The sequence below is a fragment of the Nitrospira sp. MA-1 genome (assembly GCA_032139905.1).
Taxonomy (GTDB): Bacteria; Nitrospirota; Nitrospiria; order Nitrospirales; family UBA8639; genus Nitrospira_E.
On the sequence record JAQJDB010000007.1, the window covers coordinates 1,413,053 to 1,435,667 of the forward strand.

Annotated in this window: 16 protein-coding genes; 8 read left to right on the top strand and 8 right to left on the bottom strand. The window is 48.2% G+C overall.

Annotation, left to right across the window (positions count from 1 at the left end; translation table 11 throughout):
• Positions 1 to 17 precede the first annotated feature (17 nt).
• From alaS to PJI16_19205, 5 genes are all read left to right on the top strand, one after another.
• Positions 18 to 2,678: an alanine--tRNA ligase gene (alaS, locus tag PJI16_19185; protein MDT3779689.1), complete on the top strand. Its 2,661-nt coding sequence runs from the start codon at positions 18 to 20 to the stop codon at positions 2,676 to 2,678.
• Between the two features lie 80 nt (positions 2,679 to 2,758).
• The gene (mltG, locus tag PJI16_19190) at positions 2,759 to 3,766 is read left to right on the top strand and encodes an endolytic transglycosylase MltG (GenBank protein ID MDT3779690.1); all 1,008 of its coding nucleotides are present in this window, start codon (positions 2,759 to 2,761) and stop codon (positions 3,764 to 3,766) included.
• 20 nt (positions 3,767 to 3,786) lie between these two features.
• Positions 3,787 to 4,263 (top strand): RidA family protein, encoded by a 477-nt coding sequence (locus PJI16_19195; protein ID MDT3779691.1) that lies wholly within the window; start codon positions 3,787 to 3,789, stop codon positions 4,261 to 4,263.
• Positions 4,264 to 4,763: 500 nt separating this feature from the next.
• Positions 4,764 to 6,419, top strand: a complete 1,656-nt coding sequence (locus PJI16_19200; GenBank protein ID MDT3779692.1) for an IPT/TIG domain-containing protein — start codon at positions 4,764 to 4,766, stop codon at positions 6,417 to 6,419.
• A gap of 61 nt (positions 6,420 to 6,480) precedes the next feature.
• Complete coding sequence (locus PJI16_19205; protein ID MDT3779693.1) at positions 6,481 to 7,455, top strand: YCF48-related protein; 975 nt, start codon at positions 6,481 to 6,483, stop codon at positions 7,453 to 7,455.
• A gap of 24 nt (positions 7,456 to 7,479) precedes the next feature.
• On the opposite strand, the gene PJI16_19210 is transcribed toward PJI16_19205, so the two are convergent.
• From PJI16_19210 to PJI16_19245, 8 genes are all read right to left on the bottom strand, one after another.
• The gene (locus PJI16_19210; GenBank protein ID MDT3779694.1) at positions 7,480 to 8,214 is read right to left on the bottom strand and encodes an RsmE family RNA methyltransferase; all 735 of its coding nucleotides are present in this window, start codon (positions 8,212 to 8,214) and stop codon (positions 7,480 to 7,482) included.
• A gap of 39 nt (positions 8,215 to 8,253) precedes the next feature.
• Positions 8,254 to 9,378: a molecular chaperone DnaJ gene (gene dnaJ / locus PJI16_19215; protein ID MDT3779695.1), complete on the bottom strand. Its 1,125-nt coding sequence runs from the start codon at positions 9,376 to 9,378 to the stop codon at positions 8,254 to 8,256.
• A gap of 72 nt (positions 9,379 to 9,450) precedes the next feature.
• On the bottom strand, positions 9,451 to 11,382 hold the full coding sequence (gene dnaK / locus PJI16_19220; GenBank protein ID MDT3779696.1) for a molecular chaperone DnaK: 1,932 nt from the start codon (positions 11,380 to 11,382) through the stop codon (positions 9,451 to 9,453).
• A complete protein-coding gene (gene grpE, locus PJI16_19225; protein ID MDT3779697.1) occupies positions 11,379 to 12,041 on the bottom strand; it encodes a nucleotide exchange factor GrpE in 663 nt (220 codons plus the stop codon). Before grpE ends, dnaK begins: the two co-directional genes overlap by 4 nt.
• 112 nt (positions 12,042 to 12,153) lie before the next feature.
• Positions 12,154 to 12,930: a type III pantothenate kinase gene (locus PJI16_19230; protein ID MDT3779698.1), complete on the bottom strand. Its 777-nt coding sequence runs from the start codon at positions 12,928 to 12,930 to the stop codon at positions 12,154 to 12,156.
• Between the two features lie 41 nt (positions 12,931 to 12,971).
• Positions 12,972 to 13,796: a biotin--[acetyl-CoA-carboxylase] ligase gene (locus PJI16_19235; GenBank protein MDT3779699.1), complete on the bottom strand. Its 825-nt coding sequence runs from the start codon at positions 13,794 to 13,796 to the stop codon at positions 12,972 to 12,974.
• 27 nt (positions 13,797 to 13,823) lie between these two features.
• Positions 13,824 to 14,738 (bottom strand): carboxylating nicotinate-nucleotide diphosphorylase, encoded by a 915-nt coding sequence (gene nadC, locus PJI16_19240; GenBank protein MDT3779700.1) that lies wholly within the window; start codon positions 14,736 to 14,738, stop codon positions 13,824 to 13,826.
• A complete protein-coding gene (locus PJI16_19245; GenBank protein MDT3779701.1) occupies positions 14,738 to 17,524 on the bottom strand; it encodes a valine--tRNA ligase in 2,787 nt (928 codons plus the stop codon). The genes nadC and PJI16_19245 overlap by 1 nt, the downstream gene beginning before the upstream one ends.
• 432 nt (positions 17,525 to 17,956) lie before the next feature.
• Between PJI16_19245 and PJI16_19250 the strand changes: the two genes are divergently transcribed.
• From PJI16_19250 to PJI16_19260, 3 genes are all read left to right on the top strand, one after another.
• Positions 17,957 to 18,679: an HAD-IA family hydrolase gene (locus PJI16_19250; protein ID MDT3779702.1), complete on the top strand. Its 723-nt coding sequence runs from the start codon at positions 17,957 to 17,959 to the stop codon at positions 18,677 to 18,679.
• A gap of 856 nt (positions 18,680 to 19,535) precedes the next feature.
• Positions 19,536 to 19,811: a hypothetical protein gene (locus PJI16_19255; GenBank protein MDT3779703.1), complete on the top strand. Its 276-nt coding sequence runs from the start codon at positions 19,536 to 19,538 to the stop codon at positions 19,809 to 19,811.
• Positions 19,812 to 20,393: 582 nt separating this feature from the next.
• Positions 20,394 to 22,613 (top strand): histidine kinase N-terminal 7TM domain-containing protein, encoded by a 2,220-nt coding sequence (locus PJI16_19260; GenBank protein ID MDT3779704.1) that lies wholly within the window; start codon positions 20,394 to 20,396, stop codon positions 22,611 to 22,613.
• Positions 22,614 to 22,615: the final 2 nt, after the last annotated feature.

The window sequence follows — 22,615 nt, forward strand, 5'->3', positions numbered from 1 at the left end:
GACCGAAACCCAATGATATGATTGCAACATCACTTGAACTTCGACAGGCGTTTGTCAGCTATTTTTCGACCCGTGGGCACACCGTGGTTCCCAGCGGGCCGCTGATTCCACAAGCAGATCCTACTCTCTTGTTTACTAATGCGGGCATGAATCAATTTAAAGGCGTGTTCTTGGGCGAGGAATCTCGACCGTATAGCCGGGCCGTCTCCATTCAAAAATGTATGCGGGCCGGGGGTAAGCACAATGATTTGGAAAATGTGGGATTTACCCGCCGCCATCACACCTTTTTTGAAATGCTGGGCAATTTTTCCTTTGGAGATTATTTTAAAGAAGAGGCGATTGCGTTTGGGTGGGAGTTTCTCACTCAGATTGCCGGATTGCCGGCGGACCGAATGTGGGTGACGGTGTTTCGTGATGATCAGGAGGCCTATGACCTTTGGCACACACGAATGGGCATCTCAGAGAGTCGTCTTGTTCGTCTGGGTGAAAAGGATAATTTTTGGCAAATGGGGGAGACGGGTCCCTGTGGTCCTTGTAGCGAAATCCTCATTGATCAGGGAGAGGCATTCGGTTGTGGTCGACCGACATGCGCCGTTGGGTGTGACTGCGACCGATATCTCGAAATTTGGAATTTGGTGTTTATGCAATTTGATCGGGATCTGGCTGGTACTCTTCATCCTCTCCCGAAGCCCAGCATTGATACGGGGATGGGGTTGGAGCGGTTAGCTGCTGTGACTCAAGGAGTATCCTCAAATTATGATAGCGACGTGTTTCTTCCTATTTTGGAAAGAATAGGGAAAGCCACTAGCCAGGAGTATGGTGCTTCCTTGTCGGCTGATCGGTCGATGCGAGTCATTGCGGACCATCTGCGGGCGATGACATTTTTAATCACTGATGGCGTGTTGCCGTCGAATGAGGGGCGTGGCTATGTTTTGCGACGGATCATGCGTCGAGCCTCCCGGCATGGTCGATTATTGGGCATGGAGCGGGAATTTTTATATGACCTTGTGCCTTCCGTGGTTGATCGCATGGATTCGGTCTATCCGGACCTTCGTTCAATGAAAGATACGGTTTGCGAGATTGTCCAGGGTGAGGAAGCGCGCTTTATTGGAACGTTAGAACAGGCATTGCCTCTTCTTAATCAAATCCTGACGGAGGCGAAGCAAAAGGGGAGCCAAATCTTAGATGGGGAAGCGGTCTTTAAGTTGTATGATACGTACGGGTTCCCGCTTGATTTGGTGGAAGATGCTGCCCGGGAAGAAGGGCTAGCCATCGACCATGACGGTTATCAACAGGCACTAGAGGCGCAACGTGATCGAGCCAGGAAAACTGCGAGGTTTAGCCAGGGGGACTCTCGAAGCGCATTGGTGAGTGCTCTTGAACAGTTTCCTTTAACGCAATTTGTGGGTTATGCCCAACAGGAAGGCAGGGGGAGGCTCCTTGCTCTGGTGCAGGATGAGCATGTCATCAAGGAGGCTAAGCAAGGTGAGACGGTGGAGTGTATCTTGGATGCGACTCCATTTTATCCTGAAGGGGGTGGACAGGTCGGGGATCAAGGCGCGTTGGTGGGTCCGTCGGCAAGAATCGCCGTTGAGGATACCACTAAGCTGGCGAAGGGGTGGTATCTCCATAAGGGCCGTGTCATCGAAGGATCTGTCCATGTTGGCGATGTTCTCATCGCGACGGTACAGGGTCAATTGAGGCAGAATGCGGCGAGAAACCATACGGCGACTCATCTTCTTCATGCTGCCTTGCGGGAAATTTTAGGTCCCCATGTGAAGCAACATGGGTCTTTGGTAGCCCCAAATCGATTGCGGTTTGATTTTTCGCATTTTAAAGGATTGACTCCCAGAAATATTGAAGAAATCGAAGGACTGGTGAACGAACAAATCCGTCAAAACCTGCCTGTTATGGTTGAAGAAATGGGAATTCAGGATGCTCTGAGTCGTGGAGCGCTGGCTTTCTTTGGTGATAAGTATGGTGAGCGGGTTCGGGTCGTAGAAATGGGGTCTTTTAGTCAGGAATTATGCGGGGGAACGCATTGCGTTCGAACCGGAGATGTCGGCCTGTTTCGCATCCTGTCCGAAGGAGGAATTGCGGCAGGCGTCCGGCGCATAGAGGCACTCACAGGGGAAGGAGCGGTGCTTCAGACTCAGCATCAGGAAGCCGAATGGAGAGAATTGGGCGCTGTGTTGAAAGCCGGTCCAAATGAGGTCGTTGAAAAAGCCAAGAAACTCTTTGGAACTCTTCGTGAAACTGAGCGGGAACTAGAGCGCACGAAACAAAAATTGCTTGATCAGCAAGGTGCTGGTCAGGAAACCTTAATTCGGAATATCGGTGGGATGCCGATCCTTATCCAGCGGATTGATGGCCTGACTATTCAGGAATTGCGAATCTTTTCCGATAAGCTCCGCCACAAAGTGCCTTCTGGTCTTTTGGTTCTGGGATCGGTTAAAGAGGGAAAGGTTTCGTTGTTGGTCATTGTGGGCAAAGACCAGACTCACAAAATTCCTGCGGGGAAAGTGGCTCAACATGTGGCTCAACTCGTTGGAGGTTCTGGTGGCGGCCGACCGGATATGGCTCAGGCGGGTGGAAATCAACCCGAACAGTTGGATGCGGCGTTGCAGAGCGTCTATGACTATGTTGCCTCACAGATAGGTGCCTTGACGGAGGAGTAAACTCCTTCAGCAAAATGGTGTGCTTGAAATGTCCCCCCCTCATGAACCGACCGGAGCAGTAGGAAAGAGGGCGTCGTGACGTGATCCTTGTTCGCCGGAGAATAATAAGCCTCTTATCGGGTGTAGTTCTGGTCATGGTTGGTTTTATGTGGCTGAATCAACCCGTTGGTGGACCAGCTCAGCCAGTTCTCGTCGAAATCCCACCGGGTACTCCATTTACACAGGTTTCCGACATTCTCGATCAACATCACCTTATTAAATCAGGATGGTTTTTCACTTTTTTGGGGCGAGTGCAACGGGTTGATCGAAATATTATTCCTGGCGAATATGAACTGGATGCGGGAATGCAACCAACTGAATTACTGAATAAGCTTGTGAAAGGTAAAGTGTATCAATATGCCATCACTATTCCCGAAGGGTTTACCGTGGCACAAATTGCGGACATCCTTGATTACAAACGTCTTGCTTTGAAGCAGGATATTTTTCGATTAAGTCGTGACCCGGTATTTATTCAAAGTCTGAATGTTCATGCGCCAACCCTGGAGGGCTATCTCTTTCCTGATACCTATCATTTTTCTCGCTTTACTCCACCAGAGACGATCATTCGAACATTTGTGAACCGGTTTCATGATGTTCTGACTCCAGAACTCAAAGCTCGGACAACGGCCATGGGGATGACCCTTCAGGAGGTGTTGACACTAGCCTCCGTGGTGGAAAAGGAAACGGGGCTGGCAGCCGAACGACCATTGGTTTCCGGGGTATTTCATAATCGCCTCCGGCTAGGTATTCCTTTACAGAGCGATCCCACCGTTATCTACGCTCTCGAATCATTTGATGGAAATATTCGGAAGACCGATTTGTCGGTCGATAGTCCCTACAACACCTACAGGGTACGCGGCCTTCCTCCTGGACCCATTGCCAATCCGGGTTTGGCGGCCATTCATGCGGCGCTCTATCCGACTCAGACTGATTTTGTGTATTTTGTGTCAAGGAACGATGGGAGTCATCAATTTTCTGTCACGTTAGCGGACCATAATAAAGCGGTGGATATCTATCAACGACGATTGATCGGTAAGCGTGCATCGTAAGTGGGGGATTGTGTCATTTTATGGGTATTCATGAAACATTGAGCCGACTAGGATTAACGCTTCCAGAAGCCCCTTGTCCTGTCGGGTCATATGTCCCGGCTCGTCAGGCAGGAGATTTAATCTTTGTGAGTGGTGTGCTGCCTTTCCGTGACGGGAAAATTGAACAACCTGGAAAACTAGGGCGGGAATTGACGGTCAAGGAAGGGGCTGCCGCCGCTCAATTAGCCATGCTAAATGGCTTGGCCATTCTCCAGGAGATGATGGGAGATTTTTCGTGTCTCAATCAGGTGGTTCGTCTCACGGGGCATGTGGCGTCTGTTGAAGGTTTTGTAGATCAGCCTACGGTGATTAATGGGGCTTCGGATTTGTTAGTCAAACTGTTTGGAGATACCGGGCGTCATGCCAGATTGGCCCTTGGGGCTTTCGAATTACCTCTTCATGCTCCAATTGAACTTGAATTGATCGTTCAAGTGTTTCCCCCAAAAGCCGGTCCTTAAAACGTATTCATCTTTTAACAAGTTCAAAGCCCGCCTATGCTTTTCGTCAGGAATCACCCCTCCTGATCCTGTAGCAACCTCATTTGAAATTTCACCCTTTGCTTTGGCTCGCTTTTTGAAATTGTTTAGTTAGGTTTTCCTCCTTTGCGGTTGTCCTATCTGAAAATTCATTTTGAAATGGTAGAAAAAATTTAAATGTGGTGTGAGACTTTTTCCCTTACCCATTTGGTCTCTGATGGGCCTGGCGAACGAAGAATTTTCATAAAAATCTTATGATATAAGTGTGAATGTTGATCTTTCTCCCTGAGCGGTTCTACAAAATTGACGCCTGAAAAGATCGCTTGATATAGTCTTTTGGGCAACCGCTCTGACTTGGTTCCATCCCCTGTGTTGGTAGCCACGAAGTTGGGTTGGCTTCTCTTCCCGGTTCGATTTGAATGAAGAAGTCCATTGTTCATACCTAATTTATTTTTAGAATCTCTAAGCAAGGTCTGGTACTTATGAAACGAGTTCGAAGTCTCATGAGCGTCGCTTTAGGTTTTCTTCTTTTTTCATCCATAGCCCATGCTGAAATGTTCCCTTCCGATGGTCCTCCCGGCACAACAGTGACGATTAGTGGGGAAGGATTTGGAGAATTCCGAAATACTCAGGCTAACCGAGTAGAATTTCAGGGTGTCTCGGCGCTCATTCAATCCTGGGAACCTGATTTTATTCTGGTCAAGGTTCCTTTGCAGGCTCGTTCCGGCCCGGTGATGGTTATAAACGGTTCAGCGAAACGGGAAGCCGGAATTTTTTCCGTCACCGATGTTCGTATTTCCAGCTTGAATCCTTCACAAGCCGAAGCGGGTTCCTTGCTCACGATTGTTGGTGAACACTTCGGCAACACTGCCGGATCTCGTGATCCCAATACCATGTTCGGGGTCAATCAAGTGATAATCAATGGGATTCGCGCAGAGGTTCGACGGTGGCGTCCTACCAAAATTGAAGTTCTCATTCCGGCCAATGCTAAGACTGGAGATGTAGAAGTGCGTTTGGCCTCAAGCGACCCATTACCGGATGGTTCGTGCTGTGCTCCTGTCGAGTATGCGGTCAGTAATGCCGTCCATTTGACGGTGATTCCTCCTATTGCCTTTGATCCTACTGAGGGTCCGATCGGGAGTAAGGTCGTATTGTCCGGTCAGGGATTTGGGGAAAGCCGCCCTGAAGATGGACGAATATTTTTTGGGGGAAAGCCTGCGATCATTGCGCAATGGTCTGATCGAACCATCGTGGCTCATGTGCCGTTAAATGCTCAATCAGGTTTCCTGATGCTTCAACGGGAAGGAAAGGAGCGAGAGATTGGAACTTTTACCGTATTGGAGAGTCAGGTATCAGGGATGAATCCTGCTCAAGGACCAATTGGGACGCTTGTGACGATAAAGGGAAAAAATTTTGGATTATATTCAGAAGCCGGCAGCACTGCCTATGCCTTTGATTTCCTTTCCGGGGGCAATGGGGTGGAAATTGGGGGAGTGCCTGCTGTCATTCACCGATGGCTTGATGACCAAATCGATGTCTGGGTGCCCTACAGCGCGAAAAGTGGACCGGTGATTGTAAAGCGCGGAGGAGCCATCCCTAAAACTGATGGCACCTGTTGCGAACAACAAGAGATTGTGACGCTAAAAGCCGGAACTTTTACCGTTGTTCAGCCGGAAATTCATTCCTACTCTCCGAAAGAGGCCGGTTTGGATGAGGTCGTGACTATTACGGGCAAAGGATTCGGTGAATTCCTTAAAATTTCAGAAGCGACTCGCTTATCGCTCAACCAGTATGCTCATGACTGGAAAATCTACGAGCTAGGGCAAGATGTGTCTCGTAGTGAGGTATTGGTGAATGGAGTTGCCACGCACATCGAGACTTGGACCGATACCGAGATCACGATCCGTGTCCCTCGCCGTCCGTCCTATGGTTTTGGAAATCCAAAAGGTTTTGAGGCTGATCTGAGCAAAGGAGAACTGATTCTTAAACGGGGGTCATGGGATATGCTGGATTCCGGAGAATGTTGTACACCTAAAAAGTATATTTCGATCGTTGCGGGGCCATTTACGATTTTGCAAAGAGGCCTTCCTAACAAGGGTTATTGGAATGAAAAAAATGGCGAACGCAGTAATGACTAATGGCATAATTTGGATTTGGAACAATGATTTTATGAAAACTTGCCATGCGTGGAATCAAAAGGTGAAAAGCCTGTGTGCGTTGGGAGTTTTTGCAAGTTTAGGCTTTTTTGTAAATCTTCAGCCAGCCTTTCCTCAATCGCCTCCCTCTGCTCTTTCCCTGCAATCAAGTCCTACCAAGGTGACGTATCTTGGTGTGCATTTCCTGACCGCTAGTAAGGGATGGGTTGTTGGAGCAGGTGGGACCGTACTCCATACCGATGATGGCGGAGCCTCATGGAAGTCGAACCCACGCCGGACTAACGCCTTATTGACTGCGGTGACCTTTGCGGATGCGATGCACGGATGGATTCTTGGACAAAACGGAACAGTGTTGCATACTGTCGACGGTGGAAAACAGTGGATTCCACAAGATAGTGGGACAAATGGAACTCTTTACGCGGCTGATTTTCTCACAACCGATCATGGGTGGGTGGTTGGTTCCCGTGGGGTAATTCTGCACACGGAAGACGGGGGAGAGAGCTGGGCCGATCAAGTCAGTGGTACGACGGCAGATCTCTTCGGCGTCCATTTTCTGAATGAAAAACGGGGGTGGGCCGTGGGTGCTCTTGGTGTCATATTGGCCACTACTGATGGGGGAAAGAGTTGGGGGCTCCAATCCACCAATAATCCCGCAACATTCTTTGATATTGTGTTTACGGATAATGTGTCGGGATGGGCTGTTGGGACGCAGGGAGCCATCTTCCAAACGTTGAATGGTGGGGAGGTATGGGTGGATCACACTCGACCCTGTGGAAGTCCATGCATTAAGCCCGCTGATTTGGTCAATATACAGTTTTTGAATTCACTGGTTGGTCGAATTGTTGGTGAGCGTGGGACAATCTTGGAGACTCAAGACGCTGGATTTACCTGGCAGGAAATTGAGCCACTAAACTCTGAAACCCTATATGCTCAATCATTTCCTGATCTTTCTCATGGTTTTGCCGTGGGAGACCATGGGACAATAATTCATTTTGAAACCGCGTCACCACGACCCTAATTGTGGACTTGTCCGGCGCGGGCATCAAAGATAATTGAGTCTGGCCTGGAGAATGGCCAATGAAGCCAGGCTGGCAGTTTCTGCTCGCAAAATTCCCTTACCTAAGGTGGCAAAAACTACATTTAGAGATTGAGCCGCTTGTCGTTCTTCTTTCGTCCAACCGCCTTCCGGGCCGATGAACAGGGTGATTCCGCCTTGAATTTCCGGTGGTAAGAGTATTTTTGATAGCGAAATGTCCTCCCACCGCTCAGCTAACATGATTAGTATCCCTCCATTTTCCCGCTGTAAAAATTCCTGAAATGTCTGAATGGGAAGTATCGTCGGCACGTTCCATCGCTCACTTTGTTGCGCTGCTTCCAAAGCAATGCGTTCCCATCTTTCCTGGAACTTGGGTGCGTGTACTGGAGACACTCGAGGAATGATCCTCTCTGTCACGAGTGGCGCAAGCGCATGGACTCCGAGTTCCGTTGCTTTTTGGATAACCCAGGCCATTTTCTCTCCTTTTAAAAGAGCTTGTGCCAAGGTAATGGGGGGAGTGGAAGAGGGTGAGGATTCTTGAATGCTTAGAACATTGGCGTAAATAGCCTGTTTGGTTATCTGATGGATTGTTGTCTGGTACCGTCGACCTCGATCATCATTGAGAATCAGCCGGTCTCCTGGTCTCGTTCGTAAACTTTTTGACAGATGGGTGAATAAAGGGTTGCCAATTATGACCCTTTCATCCTCAACCTGGGTTGAATGGATGAAATAAACTGGCATATGTTCTAGACGTAATGGGGAGAAAAGATGAGAGGAAGGTTAATCGAACATATTCTTGACTTTATCGAACAGGCCTTCTCCTTGTGTGTCCGTAGAAATTCCGCACTCCTCCGCATACGCGGTAAGGAGTTCGTGTTGCTTTGGAGTCAGTTTAGTAGGAATTTCTATTTTAGTCCGAATCAGTTGATCACCACGAGATTGGGATTTAAGCCCAGGGGCCCCCAATCCTTTGAGGCGGAGAATTTGATCATGTTGGGTTCCTCCGGGGATCTTCACCATGGTGGTTCCATTTAATGTTGGGACTTCAACTTTTCCTCCAAGAGTCGCTGTGACGAAATCCAAGCGTAAGTCATAAAGGATCTCTTGGCCTTTTCGTTGAAAGTGTGGATGGGGCCGAACACTAAGTGCCACATACAAGTCACCGGGGGGTCCGCCATTCATCCCATGCTCCCCTTCGTGGGAAAGGCGAAGTCTCATGCCGGTTTCGACCCCAGCTGGAATGGTCACCGCCAAGAGCTGTTCCTTGTGAACGCGTCTTTGCCCTCTACAGGTTTTGCATGGGTCCGCAATGACTTGTCCTGATCCTTGGCATTGCCCACAGGTTCGATTGATGGTGAAAAACCCCTGTTGCAGACGAATTTGTCCAGCTCCACGGCATGCAGAACAGGGTTTGACGGCCTGATCGGATTTCGCACCGGTTCCATGGCAGGTTTCACAGACTTCCCAACGAGGAATTTTGAGTTTGGCTTCCTTGCCATTGATGGCCTCTTCAAAGGAGATTTCTAGATTATATTGAAGATCATTGCCTTGTTCGGCTCGATTTTGTCCTCTACCACCACCAAAGAAATCTTCAAAAATATCGCCAAACACATCTCCGAAGCCGCCTCCACCAAACCCGAACCCGTCAGCTCCACCTCCTTGCCCGGCGGCTGCATGTCCGAACATGTCGTATTTTTTTCGGCGATCTGGATCGCTGAGCACTTCATAAGCCTCTCCGGCTTCTTTGAACTTTTCTTCCGCTGTTTTTTTGTGATTGGGGTCGGCATGCAAATCTGGGTGATGTTGCCTGGCCAGCTTTCTAAAGCCTTTTTTGATTTCTTCTTCCGAGGCATTGCGGTCCACCCCGAGAATTTCGTAATAATCTCGTTTTCCGGTCTGTGCCATCAGTGTTGTCCAAAGGATGGAAAAATTTGGCCGTAATGTTTAAGCATGCACATCAGTCTGCTTGAAGAATTTTTAATTCTTGCCTTTATCAACTTCTTCAAATTCGGCATCCACAACTTTTTCCTCATTGCCGGGACTTTCGCCACCGGATGGTCCAGGGCCGTCCTCCGGTCCGGTCCCACCTGAGGAGGCGTCAGTAGAGGCTTTCTTGTACATTTCTTCAGCTAATTTATGCGAAGCTGTGGTGAGGTTTTGCATGGCGGTTTTTATCGCTTCCAGGTCGGTCTCCTCCATGGCTTTACGGAGTGCATCCACTGCCCCGGTGATATTAGACTTTTCCGATTCCTCAATCTTGTCTCCATGTTCGCTTAAATTCTTTTCGGTACTATAAATAAGAGTATCGGCCTGGTTCTTGACTTCAACCAATTCTCGCTTCTTTTTGTCCTCTTCGGTATGACTTTGAGCTTCCTTAACGAGACGCTCAACTTCTTCCTTACTTAATCCACTCGAAGCCGTGATCTTGATTGATTGTTCTTTCTGTGTCGCCATATCTTTGGCTGAGACATGCACAATTCCATTTGCGTCAATGTCAAAGGTGACTTCAACTTGGGGAACGCCTCTTGGAGCCATAGGAAGCCCCACTAAATCAAACTGTCCCAATAGCTTATTGTCATTGGCCATCTCCCGCTCACCTTGGAAGACTCTGATGGTCACGGCAGTTTGGTTGTCGGCTGCGGTGGAAAAAATTTGGCTTTTTTTGGTGGGTATCGTGGTATTGCGTTCGATGAGTTTCGTGAAGATTCCGCCTAGTGTTTCAATGCCGAGCGAAAGTGGTGTGACATCTAACAACAGGACATCTTTGACGTCGCCTTTCAGTACTCCACCTTGAATTGCTGCACCGATTGCGACCACTTCATCAGGATTCACTCCACGATGAGGTTCTTTCCCAAAAAATTGCTTGACTCGTTCAATGACTTTTGGCATCCGAGTCATCCCACCCACCAGGACGATTTCATTGATGTCGCTGGTGGTCATATCAGCATCGGCAAGGGCTTTTTTGCAAGGTTCCATAGTTCGCTCAATTAAATCATTCACCAGTTGCTCGTATTTTGATCTGGTGAGCTTAAGCACCAAGTGTTTTGGTCCACTGGCATCGGCGGTAATGAAGGGCAGATTTATTTCGGTTTCTTGGGAGGAGGAAAGCTCGATCTTTGCCCGTTCGGCCGCTTCTTTCAGTCGTTGAAGGGCCATTCGATCATTCCGTAAATCGATTCCCTGGTCTTTTTTGAATTCTTCAACCAGCCAATCCATCACACGAAGATCAAAGTCGTCTCCGCCCAAAAAGGTGTCACCATTAGTGGACTTGACTTCGAAGACCCCTTCTCCAATTTCTAGAATTGAAACGTCAAAGGTTCCGCCACCCAGGTCGTAGACGGCAATACGTTCATCTTTTTTCTTATCGAGCCCATAGGCGAGTGACGCTGCCGTCGGTTCATTAATGATGCGCAAGACATTTAAGCCTGCAATCTTTCCTGCATCCTTGGTGGCTTGCCGTTGGCTATCATCAAAATAGGCGGGAACCGTTATGACAGCATCTGTCACCTTTTCCCCTAAATAATCTTCAGCCGTTTGCTTCATTTTTTGAAGGATCATGGCTGAAACTTCTGCTGGACTATAGCTTTTTCCTCGAATGGTGACGTGGGCATCGCCATTAGAACCTTCCGCTGTTTTATAGGAAAGCCGGTTTGCTGCATTTTTGACTTCAGGAGAGGAATGCTTTCTCCCCATAAGGCGCTTTACCGAATAAATAGTGTTTTCTGGGTTGGTAATGGCTTGCCGTTTGGCAATCTGTCCGACTAATCGTTCGTCTTTGTCCGTCAAGGCCACGACCGATGGTGTGGTCCGTGCGCCTTCCGAATTGGCGATGACAGTCGGATCTCCCCCACTCATCACAGCAACGCAAGAATTTGTTGTTCCTAGGTCAATCCCAATAATTTTGCTCATACCTGTATTCCTCCCTCTTCACCAGATTCTTCCGTAGAACATGGTTGTGTCAGTTCTGATTTTTCTTTCGCTACGCTTACCATAGCCGGGCGTAAGATGCGATCGTGCAATAAATATCCTTTTTGAAATTCTTCAATGACAGTATTTGGATCCACGCCTTCGGATTCCACCTGGGTCACTGCTTGGTGAATAGCAGGATCAAATGAATTTCCCGTGGTACATAGTTGTCGAACGCCAACTTTACCCACGGTCTCCAGGAATTGTTTGTGGGTAAGCTCTACCCCTTCCAGTAATGGCCCGCTGGTTCCTGTATCTTTCGCGCACTGAATAGCTCGCTCAAGATTGTCTATAATAGGAAGCAAATTTTTCAGTAATGATTCATTGCCAAATCGAATCGAATCGCTTTGATCCCGTTGCGCCCGACGTTTGTAGTTTTCAAACTCTGCAGCCAGACGCAAAAATTTATCTTGGGAGATTTGGAGTTCTTCTTCTGGCGTTTCGCCACTTTCCGAAGTATTTCCTGTTGTGTCCTCCGTTGGATCTTCTTGAGGACCGACTTCTTCTGCAGTCACTTCTTCAGTTGTTTCATCTGTGGAAGACATGGATTTACCTTTTCCCGTTTGTTGCGTCATGAATGACCAATATGAAGAGAGAGACATTTCAAACTGCTTATCGAAGTTAGATAGTCACTTCCTCTGGCAAGTCAACCCATCCTCTTAAATTTCTTATGATTTTTGGTATAAAGAAAACAATAGAAAATAGGGAGAAAAGTTATCCACAGGAAGGAGTCATGCGATCATAGAGGAGCTTTAAACCCTCTAATGTAAGGTTTGGTCTAACTTCCTGAATAGTCTGAGAAATTGGAACAATCGTCTGAGCCAGTCCACCTGTTGCAATGACAAGCGGGGAATCTCCAATTTCATGTTGTATTCTCCTCACGATTTCATCAACCAAACCAGCATATCCATACATAATTCCTGCCTGCATACTGGAGGTTGTGTCTTTGCCAATTACGGAGGCCGGGATAGCCAGATCAACTTTGGGAAGCTTTGCTGTTTTAGTGTGAAGGGTATCTGCTGCGCTTTTTAAGCCAGGGGCAATGGTTCCGCCTAGGTACTCGCCAAGTTGGGTGACGATACAGAATGTGGTGGCGGTCCCAAAGTCCACAATGATCAGATATCGTCGATAGCGGGCAAAGGCCGCAGCCGCATTGACGAGACGGTCTGTCCCAATTTCATCGGGATTACTGTATTGAAGGATGAGCCCATGAGGACATGCGCTCGTGACCATAAGGGGTTGTTGTCCAAGTAAGGATTGGGCCAACATGTCAAAAATATGCGTGAGTGGGGGGACCACACTCGTAACTATACAGCCTGAAATGGCTTCCGGCAGGATTTTATGAAATTGAAGGAGGGAGCGAAGAACTATGCTGTATTCATCAGGGGTCTTGGAATGGTCGGTGGATAAGCGCCAGTTTGAGATCAGCGTGCTGCCCTGAAAAATGCCACACACAATTTGTGAGTTACCAATGTCGATGGCTAAAAGCATAAAAAATTGCCATTTCTCTTGAGCCATCCTTCAGAGATGGGTCATTGTTGGGCGGTTGTGCGTAGATGAAGGATTTCCCCTGAATGAATATCTCGCATCCTAGACGATTGTTCGTTTGGATCGGAAGGGGAGGGGATGACTCGGAGTTGGCCATGTTCTCCTATGGAATGGGCCAGTCCCTGTAGTTGGCTTCCATCAGGGAACTGAACCTGAATCGTGTGTCCAATGGTAATACACCAATGGTTGTATTCTTCAAGTAAAGATTGGGGACCATTGGACCTCAGGTTTTCCCAATTTTCTTCCAAGGATGTGATCACTTTGGTGATCAGCGCTTCTCTATCCAGAGGGCAATGGCAGTGGATATGAAGGGAAGTCGCACTGGTTTGGAGTTCTGAGGGGAATTCGGATTGAGAGAGGTTAACGTTAATCCCGAATCCGATCACGACGCATGTCTGGTGTCCTGCATTCCGAAAGGAATCACATAACACGCCACCAAGTTTACGTCCTCCTATTAATAAGTCATTGGGCCACTTAAGATCGATACGAATTCCTGTCTGTTGTTCAAGTGCCTGGGCAATGGCCACACCGGCCATGTGGGGAATCCATCCTAAATATTGAATAGTTGTTTCAGGAACCAAAAGGAGAGATCCGTAAATATTGGACTTACCTGGGGAAAACCATAACCGGTCTAATCGACCTCGCCCCGAGGTTTGTCTGTCGGCCAGAACGACGGTTCCAGACAGTGCCTGGTCCCTGGCCCTTTCAATGGCAAATGCATTGGTTGAAGCTAACTCGTCAAAAATATAAAGGGCCTCGCCAATTTTTTTTAAAGGAAGAAGTTGGGCTAGTTTTTGGGCGGATAACACAGATGCGACAGTGGGTTAGAGTAAAAGTCAGGCTCGGTATTTTCGTTTTTGAGGAACGGTTTTGGTTCGAAGCGGAGTCATGTCCAAGGAGAGGTCCATGGACGGGGCGGAATGTGTGAGGGCCCCAATCGAGATAAAGTTCGGTCCGGCTTCTGCCATTTCTCGAATATTGTCCAGGGTCATGCCTCCTGATACTTCCACCAAGGCCTGTTTTTGAATGATGTCTATGGCCTGCCTGACATGATCGGGGGTCATGTTATCCAATAAAAGGACATCGGCTTTTCCCTTCAAGGCCTGTCGGACCTGAGCAATCGTTTCGACTTCCACACAAATTCGAAGGCCATGCGGGGCATGTTGCCTGGCCCATAGACAAGTCTGGGTGATGTTCATACCTTGGGATGCCATGACCATCAAGTGATTATCCTTAATGAGCATACCATCATAAAGGGAGAAGCGATGATTTTTCCCTCCGCCTAGGCGGACGGCCCATTTTTCTAGGGCTCGAAGTCCCGGGGTGGTTTTCCTTGTGTCCACTATTGCGACCGGATAATCGCGAACAGCCTCACAAAATTGAAAGGTGAGCGTGCTGATCCCCGAAAGCCGTTGGAGAAAGTTCAGGGCGATACGTTCGCCTTGAAGGAGCGACTGTGCCTTCCCTTTGAGGGTGAGGACAGGGGTTGATGGGGGCACCCTTGTTCCATCGTCAAAATGCGTGGTGAATGCGATAGTTGAATCGATTGCTTGAAACACCTCCTTGGCAACGGCCACGCCTGCCACGACCATGTGGCTTTTTGCGACAATGTCGGCTTGAGCTAACAAGGTTGGTGGAATGAGAAGGGTCGAGGTCAGGTCTCCGTAGGCAAGGTCTTCCTCCAGAGCAGCACTGATTACGCGCCGCATTGAGGAAAGGGGAGGAGGCGAGGCAAGAGAAGGTGCGCTCATCAGGTCTTCATTGAAGCCAGTTGTTGTTCGGTCATATTCAGAATTCCCAGCTCATCGACCAGTTTGGTACGACGGTCTTCTGAATCCTGGATTACGGAAGGCTCTGCCTTTTCCCTGAATTCAGAAGAGGATAACCGATTGCCAAGGCGTTGCACTTCCTTCTCTTTTTCTCCAATTTGTTTCTGGATTTTTTTGACAACTTCATGGAGGTCAATCTCTCTGGGAACGGGAATACCAATGGTACTAAAATAACCTGAAGGCAATTGTAATGTGCGGAGAGAAGGAATTCCCTGGTCTGTGATGACCGATGAGCGGAGAATTGACTCAATATAAGGCGCAAGAAAGGTCAGCGTGGCCGTATGATTGGCCTGGGTACTCGCCCCGTAGATCAAAGGTGTTTGAGTGGAGGAAATATTCAGGAAGTTTTGTCCGGTTCTCGCCGTGTTGACAAACGCTTGGAGAAACAAGAAAGCCTGTTCGGCTTCAGCATTGGCCCATTCCGGTTTTTCGGTGGGAAAGGGTTGCGTCATGATTGATATCCCTTCGTGCGGGAGGGATTGCCAGATTTCTTCGGTAATAAATGGCATCACGGGGTGTAACAGTCGTTGGATGATTTTAAATGTTTCCAAGAGCGTCTGGCGGGTGGCGGGTGCATCAGGATGATTTCCCTGCTGGAGGCAGGGTTTGGCGAGTTCTATGAACCAATCACAGTATTCATGCCATATGAATTGATAGAGTGCGGAGGCGGCTTGGTCAAAGCGATAGTTTTCAAATGCTTTGGTTACTTCATGGATCGTATGGTTCAGTCGGCTGAGAATCCACCGATCCGGAAAAGGCCGGAGTCCTGTGGAGAGTGATACACGTGGTCCCTCAGCGTAGAGATGAATAAATCGCGCCGCATTCCAAATTTTTGTGACAAAATTTCGATATCCTTCGATGCGTTCTTCGGCAAGCTTAATGTCTCGTCCCGGTGAGGCCATTGAGGCCAGGGTAAACCTCAGCGCATCCGTTCCGTATTGGCGCATTTTGGTCAGGGGATCAATGACATTTCCTTTTGACTTGCTCATCTTCTGGCCCTCAGCGTCCCGAACCAAGGCATGGATGTACACATCGCGGAATGGGACTTTTCCTGTAAATTTCAGGCCCATCATGATCATTCTGGCAACCCAAAAAAACAGGATGTCCAATCCCGTGACGAGGGTCGCTGTTGGATAAAAGGTTTTCAGGTCTTCCGTGTTTTCTGGCCATCCGAGGGTAGAAAATGGCCAGAGAGCTGAGGAAAACCAGGTATCTAATACGTCAGGATCTTGAAAAAGGTTGGTCCCTCCACATGTTGGACATGATTGAGGTGGGGTTCTTGATACGATGGGTTGAGCATCTGAAGCTATAAAGCAACTCCTTGTGGGCTGGGCGGAAGGAATAACCTCCTGGTCAGGTGCTTCCCCAGCTTGGCTGGTTTTTGGCAAATGGTCTGTGTTGCAATTTCGACAATACCAGGCGGGGATTTGATGTCCCCACCAGATTTGGCGAGAAATACACCAATCTTTAATCTGGCGCATCCAGCCCAGGTAATTATTTTTCCATTCATCGGGAATAATACGAATGTCACCCGCTTCAACTGCTTGGATAGCTGGAGTCGCCAAGGGTTGTATCTTGACGAACCATTGTGGGGAAAGATACGGCTCAACAACGGTTTTGCATCGGTAGCATTTGCCAATGGCCATGGCGTGATCTTCGACCCTTGAGAGAAATTCCTGTTTTTCGAGGGCTTCTATCACAATGGCCCGGGCTTCCTGCACGGACTTGGAGTGGAGCTCCGCTTGAAGCGGGGGATTGGCTTGGGCTTCCTGGAGCCCCATGGGACTCATACGAGCTTGGAAGTCAAGTATAACCAGGCGTGGAAGCCCGTGACGTTCGCCTGCTTCAAAGTCATTAAAGTCATGCGCAGGGGTTATTTTTACGGCCCCAGTTCCAAATTCCCGGTCAACTAATATCGGATCAGCCACAATCGGAATGGTTCGTGTCGTCAAAGGGACCCGAATTTTCGTTCCAATGTACTTCTGGTAGCGAGGATCTTCAGGGTGGACGGCCACTGCGGTATCTCCCAGAATGGTCTCTGGTCTGGTGGTGGCCACTATGAGAAATTGCGTGGAATCGTCAGCTAGGGAATACCGAATGTGATAGAGCTTTCCCTTTGTTGGTTCATGCTCAACTTCAATGTCGGAAAGGGCCGTCAGGCAGCGAGGACACCAATTAATTAAGCGTTCCCCACGGTAAATGAGGCCTTCCTCGTACAGGCGAACAAACACTTCTCGAACCGCCAGGGAAAGGCCTTCATCCATGGTAAACCGAAGGCGAGTCCAATCGCAGGAGGCCCCCAACTGTTTGAGTTGTTCGATAATGGTATCTCCGGATTGATGTCTCCACTTCCAAACCCGGTCGATGAAGGCTGGGCGCCCAAGGTGTTCTCGTGTTTGACCTTCCTGCGCGAGTTGCCGTTCAACCACATTTTGGGTCGCAATCCCTGCATGGTCTGTTCCGGGAATCCATAAGGTGTTTAATCCCTGCATGCGTCGCCAACGAACGATAATGTCCTGGATAGACGTATTGAGTGCATGTCCTATATGGAGGGAACCCGTCACGTTTGGCGGGGGAATGACCAGACTAAAGGAAAGGGCGGGGTTGGTTGGGTCAGGCTGGAAGAGTTGGTGTTCAATCCAGTATGACCCCCATCGGTTCTCGACTTCACCGGGATTGTACGTTTTTTCTAATTGTGAAAATGCCATAATGGTATCTTGAATGGGCGAAAAAAGTCCGATGTTATCACGGGCTCTATGGCCCTGCAAATACAACCTCTTGTTCCCCTCATGATGCCTATGGTAAAAGTGGGGCACAGGAGTCTTAACAATCTCAATTAACTCAGGAGTATTGCTCATGCCACGTGGTCGGCAAAAAGATCGTGATTTGCGAAGAAAACATCGAAAAAATCAACAACGGGTAAAAGGTTTGGAAGTTGCACGGCGCGAAAAAGGCAAAAAGAAATAATAGGTTAATTTCTTGTGGTGGTCGTTGAATTTTTAATAGAAGATTGCCTCACTTCCTAATTTCCTTCCTTGCGTTTGTTCTGATTGAACAACTTCATGAAACCTTTGGTTTGAGGCAAAGGTCGGTCCACCGATCTTTTAGTCTTGATCCTCTGGTAACTCATCTTACTCCTAATGAGTTCATCTCCCATAAAAGTCATTTTTTTTGATGCGGTAGGGACCTTATTTGATGTGAAGGGATCAGTAGGGGAGGTGTATTTAACCTATGCCAAAAAATACGGCGTTCCAGACACCGAACAGACCCAACAGGCATTGAATGTAGCTTTTAAGCAAACGATGAGAGAGATGCCTCTTCCGGTTTTTTCGGTGGAGCGGCCGGAAAAACTTAAACAATGTGAGCGGTTATGGTGGTTTGATGTCGTACATGCCGTTTTTTATCGGGTGGGTATGTTCGAGGGATTCGATGATTTTTTCGAAGAGGTATTTGAGGCGTTTGGGCAGTCTACCCATTGGCAACTATTCCCTGATACATATGAAGTCTTGGGTCATCTAAAGCGTCAGGGATTTGAACTTGGAATCATTTCCAATTTTGATAGCAGGTTTTTTCAGGTTTCCCGTGGGCTTGGCCTCGATACGTTTTTTGATTCTGTGACCATTTCCAGCCTGGTCGGAGCTGCAAAGCCGGCCCAAAGGATTTTTTGTCATGCACTTGATGAACACATGTTAGTCCCTCAAGAAGCTCTTCATGTGGGTGATCATCCTATTGAGGATTTCGATGGGGCTCGACAGGCTGGTCTTCATGCTGTCTTGATTGATCGTTCTTCGAATGCCGCCTCTCATCCACACACACTTTCAAGTTTGACCGAACTCTCTTCATATGATCTTTTGAATTCCTAAAGTACATCCCCTCCATTCAAATTTTCCTTACAACACTTTACTATTGTGAATCCCATGACAGACCTCCTATGAGGTTGTTCGGTCCTTTTATGATGTCGTGGCTATTAGGTCCTGCCTGATTAATGTTTGCCCGATGATAGGGTTTGTCGTATGGCACCTGGTGCTGCCACATGCGGAAAATGATCTTCAGCCATTTCGCCCTTAACACTCGCAGTGTGTGGTTGTGCTGCTGCGACCGGGCGCGACATTGTTGAAAATGAAGTTTCGCCCATTCACCGCGTCTCAGCGACTGAAAGGCCAATTACCAAATCGCTTGCCGGAGGTGCTTGTTGCCTGCGACACAGAGCCTGCCGTGACATCATTTCCCACTCTACCCCGTTAATTGCACATGGCTCGATTGGGCTCGTTTCTGGCTCCACGAGGTTCAAAGAGACCCAGGGCCTCCCCCAGTTCGGCCCACAAGCGAGGGATCATGGTGCAGCTGAGCCCTCCCGACAGCGTCTGCATTCACTCAGCCGCTGGGAGGTTCTTGAAAAACGTGGAATCTCCGTCTGATAGTCCCTCATGAAACGGGAGGCCACTAACACCTGCGCGATCAGCATATTCACCAAGCGAGCTTTGGTCCGGGGGACATGCTCGGGCACGGAGACTTGGGGGGCTTTGAATTGGGCCCACCATTCGATCGTCCTAGCCGGTTCAATCCTTTGCTCGCGTGCAAACCGCGTTCATTGCCTCGGATCAAGCGTGATCAGCCTGGTCGGGGTTGGATAGTTTTTTAGAAAATCCAACGCCAGTTGTGGGATAAAGGCGTCAAAGAGCTCAGAAGCAATGGCATAGCCGAGAAGAAACCGGACCGATGAAGGGGGGCAAGAGCTTCCCAGCGCGGGTGGCCCCCGGAGCCAAGCTGAGGAGGCGAGGGGGGCGTATTCCGCTCATTGCTCACAGAGCCCGACGTCTGGATCAACACCCCGGATCCCCCCTCCCATATGCAGGAAAACGGCAATCGGGACAAACCTCTGCCGGCGAAGCCATCGGACCGGAATCGGCCTCGAGTGCGGACGCTCGTTTGCGTCAAACAGGTCTTCGGTCACCACGCGCCCGCGATGGGCGGCATACTCATTCCAACGAGTGAGGGGGCCGAGCTCGAGGCAGAATCGGGCGTAAGAATCTTGGCGATAACGTCCAACGGGTGCCGTTTCCCACGGCTACCAGTCGGCTGCAGGGGGCCTTCTACAGGGAGCGGGGAATGGTCGTGAACGGACTCCAGGGAACCACACCCTCTCACGCACATGATGTTCAGGGCCTTCCGCCCATCGCTCAAACAGGCCCGGGAAGGGAGGTCCCGAAACTGTGAGTTTTTAGGGGTGCCCTTAGATAGGATGAGGTAAACAAAGGTTAAAAGCATATCAAGCTTGCTAGCCGGTGATAAGGAGAGAATTTTCGGTTTTCATGAAAGACCAATATATTATGTTTTGGCTTTTGTCCCAGATCATAACCTATAAACCATAGCAACAATGCTTTGAGTTTTTCTGCTGTTATATTCAAACGTTAACAGTGCCAAAATTACTGAATACTTGACCATTTTGGCCATTCAGGTTACGGTTTAAAATCAAATTGGACCCATCAAGGCTGGTGCGGCCTTTTATTTCATGATGACCTCTTTCCTGGTGCGGAATCCTTAAGTTCATACTCCTTCGTTAATAACACGAAACCCGTGGAATTTTTTGCCATCAGCGGATTGTTAAATGGATTAGCCGCTAGCGGGTTGGCATCCTTTGTCTACTTTCGCGCTCCCTATGATCCCAGGCATTGGACCTTTGGGTTGTTTGGAATCGCCACTGCCTTATGGAGTTTTGGGTATTTTGCTTGGCAAGTATCAGATTCAGAGTTTTATGCGCTTCTCAATCTCCGCATTTTAATGGCAGGAGCCATTTTTATTCCCATCACCTTCCTGCATCATGTTCTGTATTTACTTGGGAAAGAAATTGCTTTTAGTGGCACCATTAAATGGAATTATCTTCTGGGTGGGGTTTTTCTTCTTACCGATTTCACGCCTTTTTTTATTGAAGGTGTCCGTCAAATTTCTGTATTTCCGTTTTGGGGTGTGCCTGGCTTGATCTTTCATTTTTGTTTGATTTGGTGGGTTGGTCTTGTAATCTTTGCTCATTTTCTTCTCACTCAAGCCTATGTGAGGGAAAAGGGATTGCGTCGTAGGCAGTTTTTGTATCTTCTCATCGGCTCTGGCATTGGATACATTGGTGGGGCGACAAATTATCCCCTCTGGTATGGGATTGAAATTCTGCCCTACGGGACGATTGGTTTTGCGGTATATATTTCAATCGTAGCCTATACCCTGTTGCGGTTTCACTGGTTGGAATTTTCGGTGTATGTTGAAAAAGGATTGTCCTATTTTGCTATTTTATTATTTGTGTCCCAGCCTGTTTACCCCATGCTGCTCCTTGCTCAGAAATCCCTCCTGGGTGCCATTAATGTCAGATTTTCAGTCGTGCAACTTGTGCTTCATCTCATGACAGTTGTGGGTGTTTATCAGATGAAAGTAGGCACGAAAGGCGCCGTCGCGAGAACTATTCTCAAAGGCAGGGAATTGAGGACTCAGGCTCTCTCCAGATTTTCGTCGAAAGTCGCAAACATTCAAAATATTGACGATTTGGGGCAGGCCATTCTAGAAACCGTTGGAAGGAGTGCTGGAGCATCGAAAGCCGCTCTCTTTGTTTTGCAGGTCGAAGAAAATCGGTATAGAGCTGTTTCAAGCTTCGGATTTTCCCATGATCATCCTGTTATCCAGAATGGATGGGCAATCTCCGATAATCTGCCACAATTATTACTATTTACGCAGTCAAGGGTCTCCATTAAGGAGTTAAAGGGAATAGACTCCAATGAAGGAGAGATGCGTATCGCTCAAATATTAGAACAAGCCGGCTTGGAGGTGTTTTATCCAATTTTTGGGAATAACCAATTATTGGGAGTTTTGGCGCTTGGCCCCACCTCCAGTGAAGCTATTCGGATGATGGGTGGAAAAACATTTTGGAATATGATTATTCAGGAATCCGCCCTAGCTTTAGAAAATGCCATTTTGCGAGAAGAAATTCACCGATCTCAAAATTTGCTTTGCCAGGTGGATCGTCTACGGTCTCTTGAAGCCATGGCAAATGGATTAACTCAAGAACTTCATAATCCATTAGTCTCGATTAAAGCCTTTGTTCAAGTGGCTGAATTGCGACGGCATGACGGAGAATTTATGGATAGGCTTCATCGTATAGTTGGAGAAGATCTTGCGAAGATAGATGCATTAACAAAAGAAATCAGAGAATATGTCAAGCCGTTATCGGGTTCCTTAAATGCAAAAACCCATGTTCACGATATTATTGATTCCTGTCTGATGTTTGTGGCAAGCAATCCTTCTTACCAAAAGACGATGATTGAGAAGATCTTTAGTTCCGATGTCCCGATGGTCTCTATAGATCGACAAGGGCTTATGCAGGCCATTTTCAATGGACTGTTATTTCTTTTAAAGGATCCCTCAAAATTGTCTGGAACTTTGCGAATTGAAACAGAAGCTGATCGATTTGTTAGGGGACAGAATTGGCTTCAAGTTTCGGTGTGGTGGAAAGCTGAAAAAGCGGTAATGGATTCGGAGCTGGTTTCAATCGAGGAATGGGGCTTTGATGATTCCTTTATTGATGAGCCTGATCCTTCCGCCACCCAAGGATTAATCCTCGCTCATCAAATTATTCAACGCCATTCTGGACGGTTTCAGGTGTGGACCAATAAGCGTGGCATTCTCGGATTTCAAATCCAACTGCCCCTTAGTCTCCCCTCTAACAATGTGTATCCCTTGACTTCCCTTCGTAATCCCGCCATTCCTCTCAAGCCAGTGAAGGTGTCCCCGGAGTCTGGGCCTCTTTTTTCGTAGAA

What these genes read in the sequence shown, in the direction of transcription:
- PJI16_19250 (MDT3779702.1), top strand. Translation starts at nt 17,957, where the DNA reads ATGAGTTCATCTCCCATAAAAGTCATTTTTTTTGATGCGGTAGGGACC.
- PJI16_19195 (MDT3779691.1), top strand. Translation starts at nt 3,787, where the DNA reads ATGGGTATTCATGAAACATTGAGCCGACTAGGATTAACGCTTCCAGAA.
- alaS (MDT3779689.1), top strand. Translation starts at nt 18, where the DNA reads ATGATTGCAACATCACTTGAACTTCGACAGGCGTTTGTCAGCTATTTT.
- dnaK (MDT3779696.1), bottom strand. Translation starts at nt 11,382, where the DNA reads ATGAGCAAAATTATTGGGATTGACCTAGGAACAACAAATTCTTGCGTT.
- PJI16_19230 (MDT3779698.1), bottom strand. Translation starts at nt 12,930, where the DNA reads ATGCTTTTAGCCATCGACATTGGTAACTCACAAATTGTGTGTGGCATT.
- nadC (MDT3779700.1), bottom strand. Translation starts at nt 14,738, where the DNA reads ATGAGCGCACCTTCTCTTGCCTCGCCTCCTCCCCTTTCCTCAATGCGG.
- PJI16_19255 (MDT3779703.1), top strand. Translation starts at nt 19,536, where the DNA reads ATGAAGGGGGGCAAGAGCTTCCCAGCGCGGGTGGCCCCCGGAGCCAAG.
- PJI16_19200 (MDT3779692.1), top strand. Translation starts at nt 4,764, where the DNA reads ATGAAACGAGTTCGAAGTCTCATGAGCGTCGCTTTAGGTTTTCTTCTT.
- dnaJ (MDT3779695.1), bottom strand. Translation starts at nt 9,378, where the DNA reads ATGGCACAGACCGGAAAACGAGATTATTACGAAATTCTCGGGGTGGAC.
- PJI16_19245 (MDT3779701.1), bottom strand. Translation starts at nt 17,524, where the DNA reads ATGGCATTTTCACAATTAGAAAAAACGTACAATCCCGGTGAAGTCGAG.
- PJI16_19210 (MDT3779694.1), bottom strand. Translation starts at nt 8,214, where the DNA reads ATGCCAGTTTATTTCATCCATTCAACCCAGGTTGAGGATGAAAGGGTC.
- grpE (MDT3779697.1), bottom strand. Translation starts at nt 12,041, where the DNA reads ATGTCTCTCTCTTCATATTGGTCATTCATGACGCAACAAACGGGAAAA.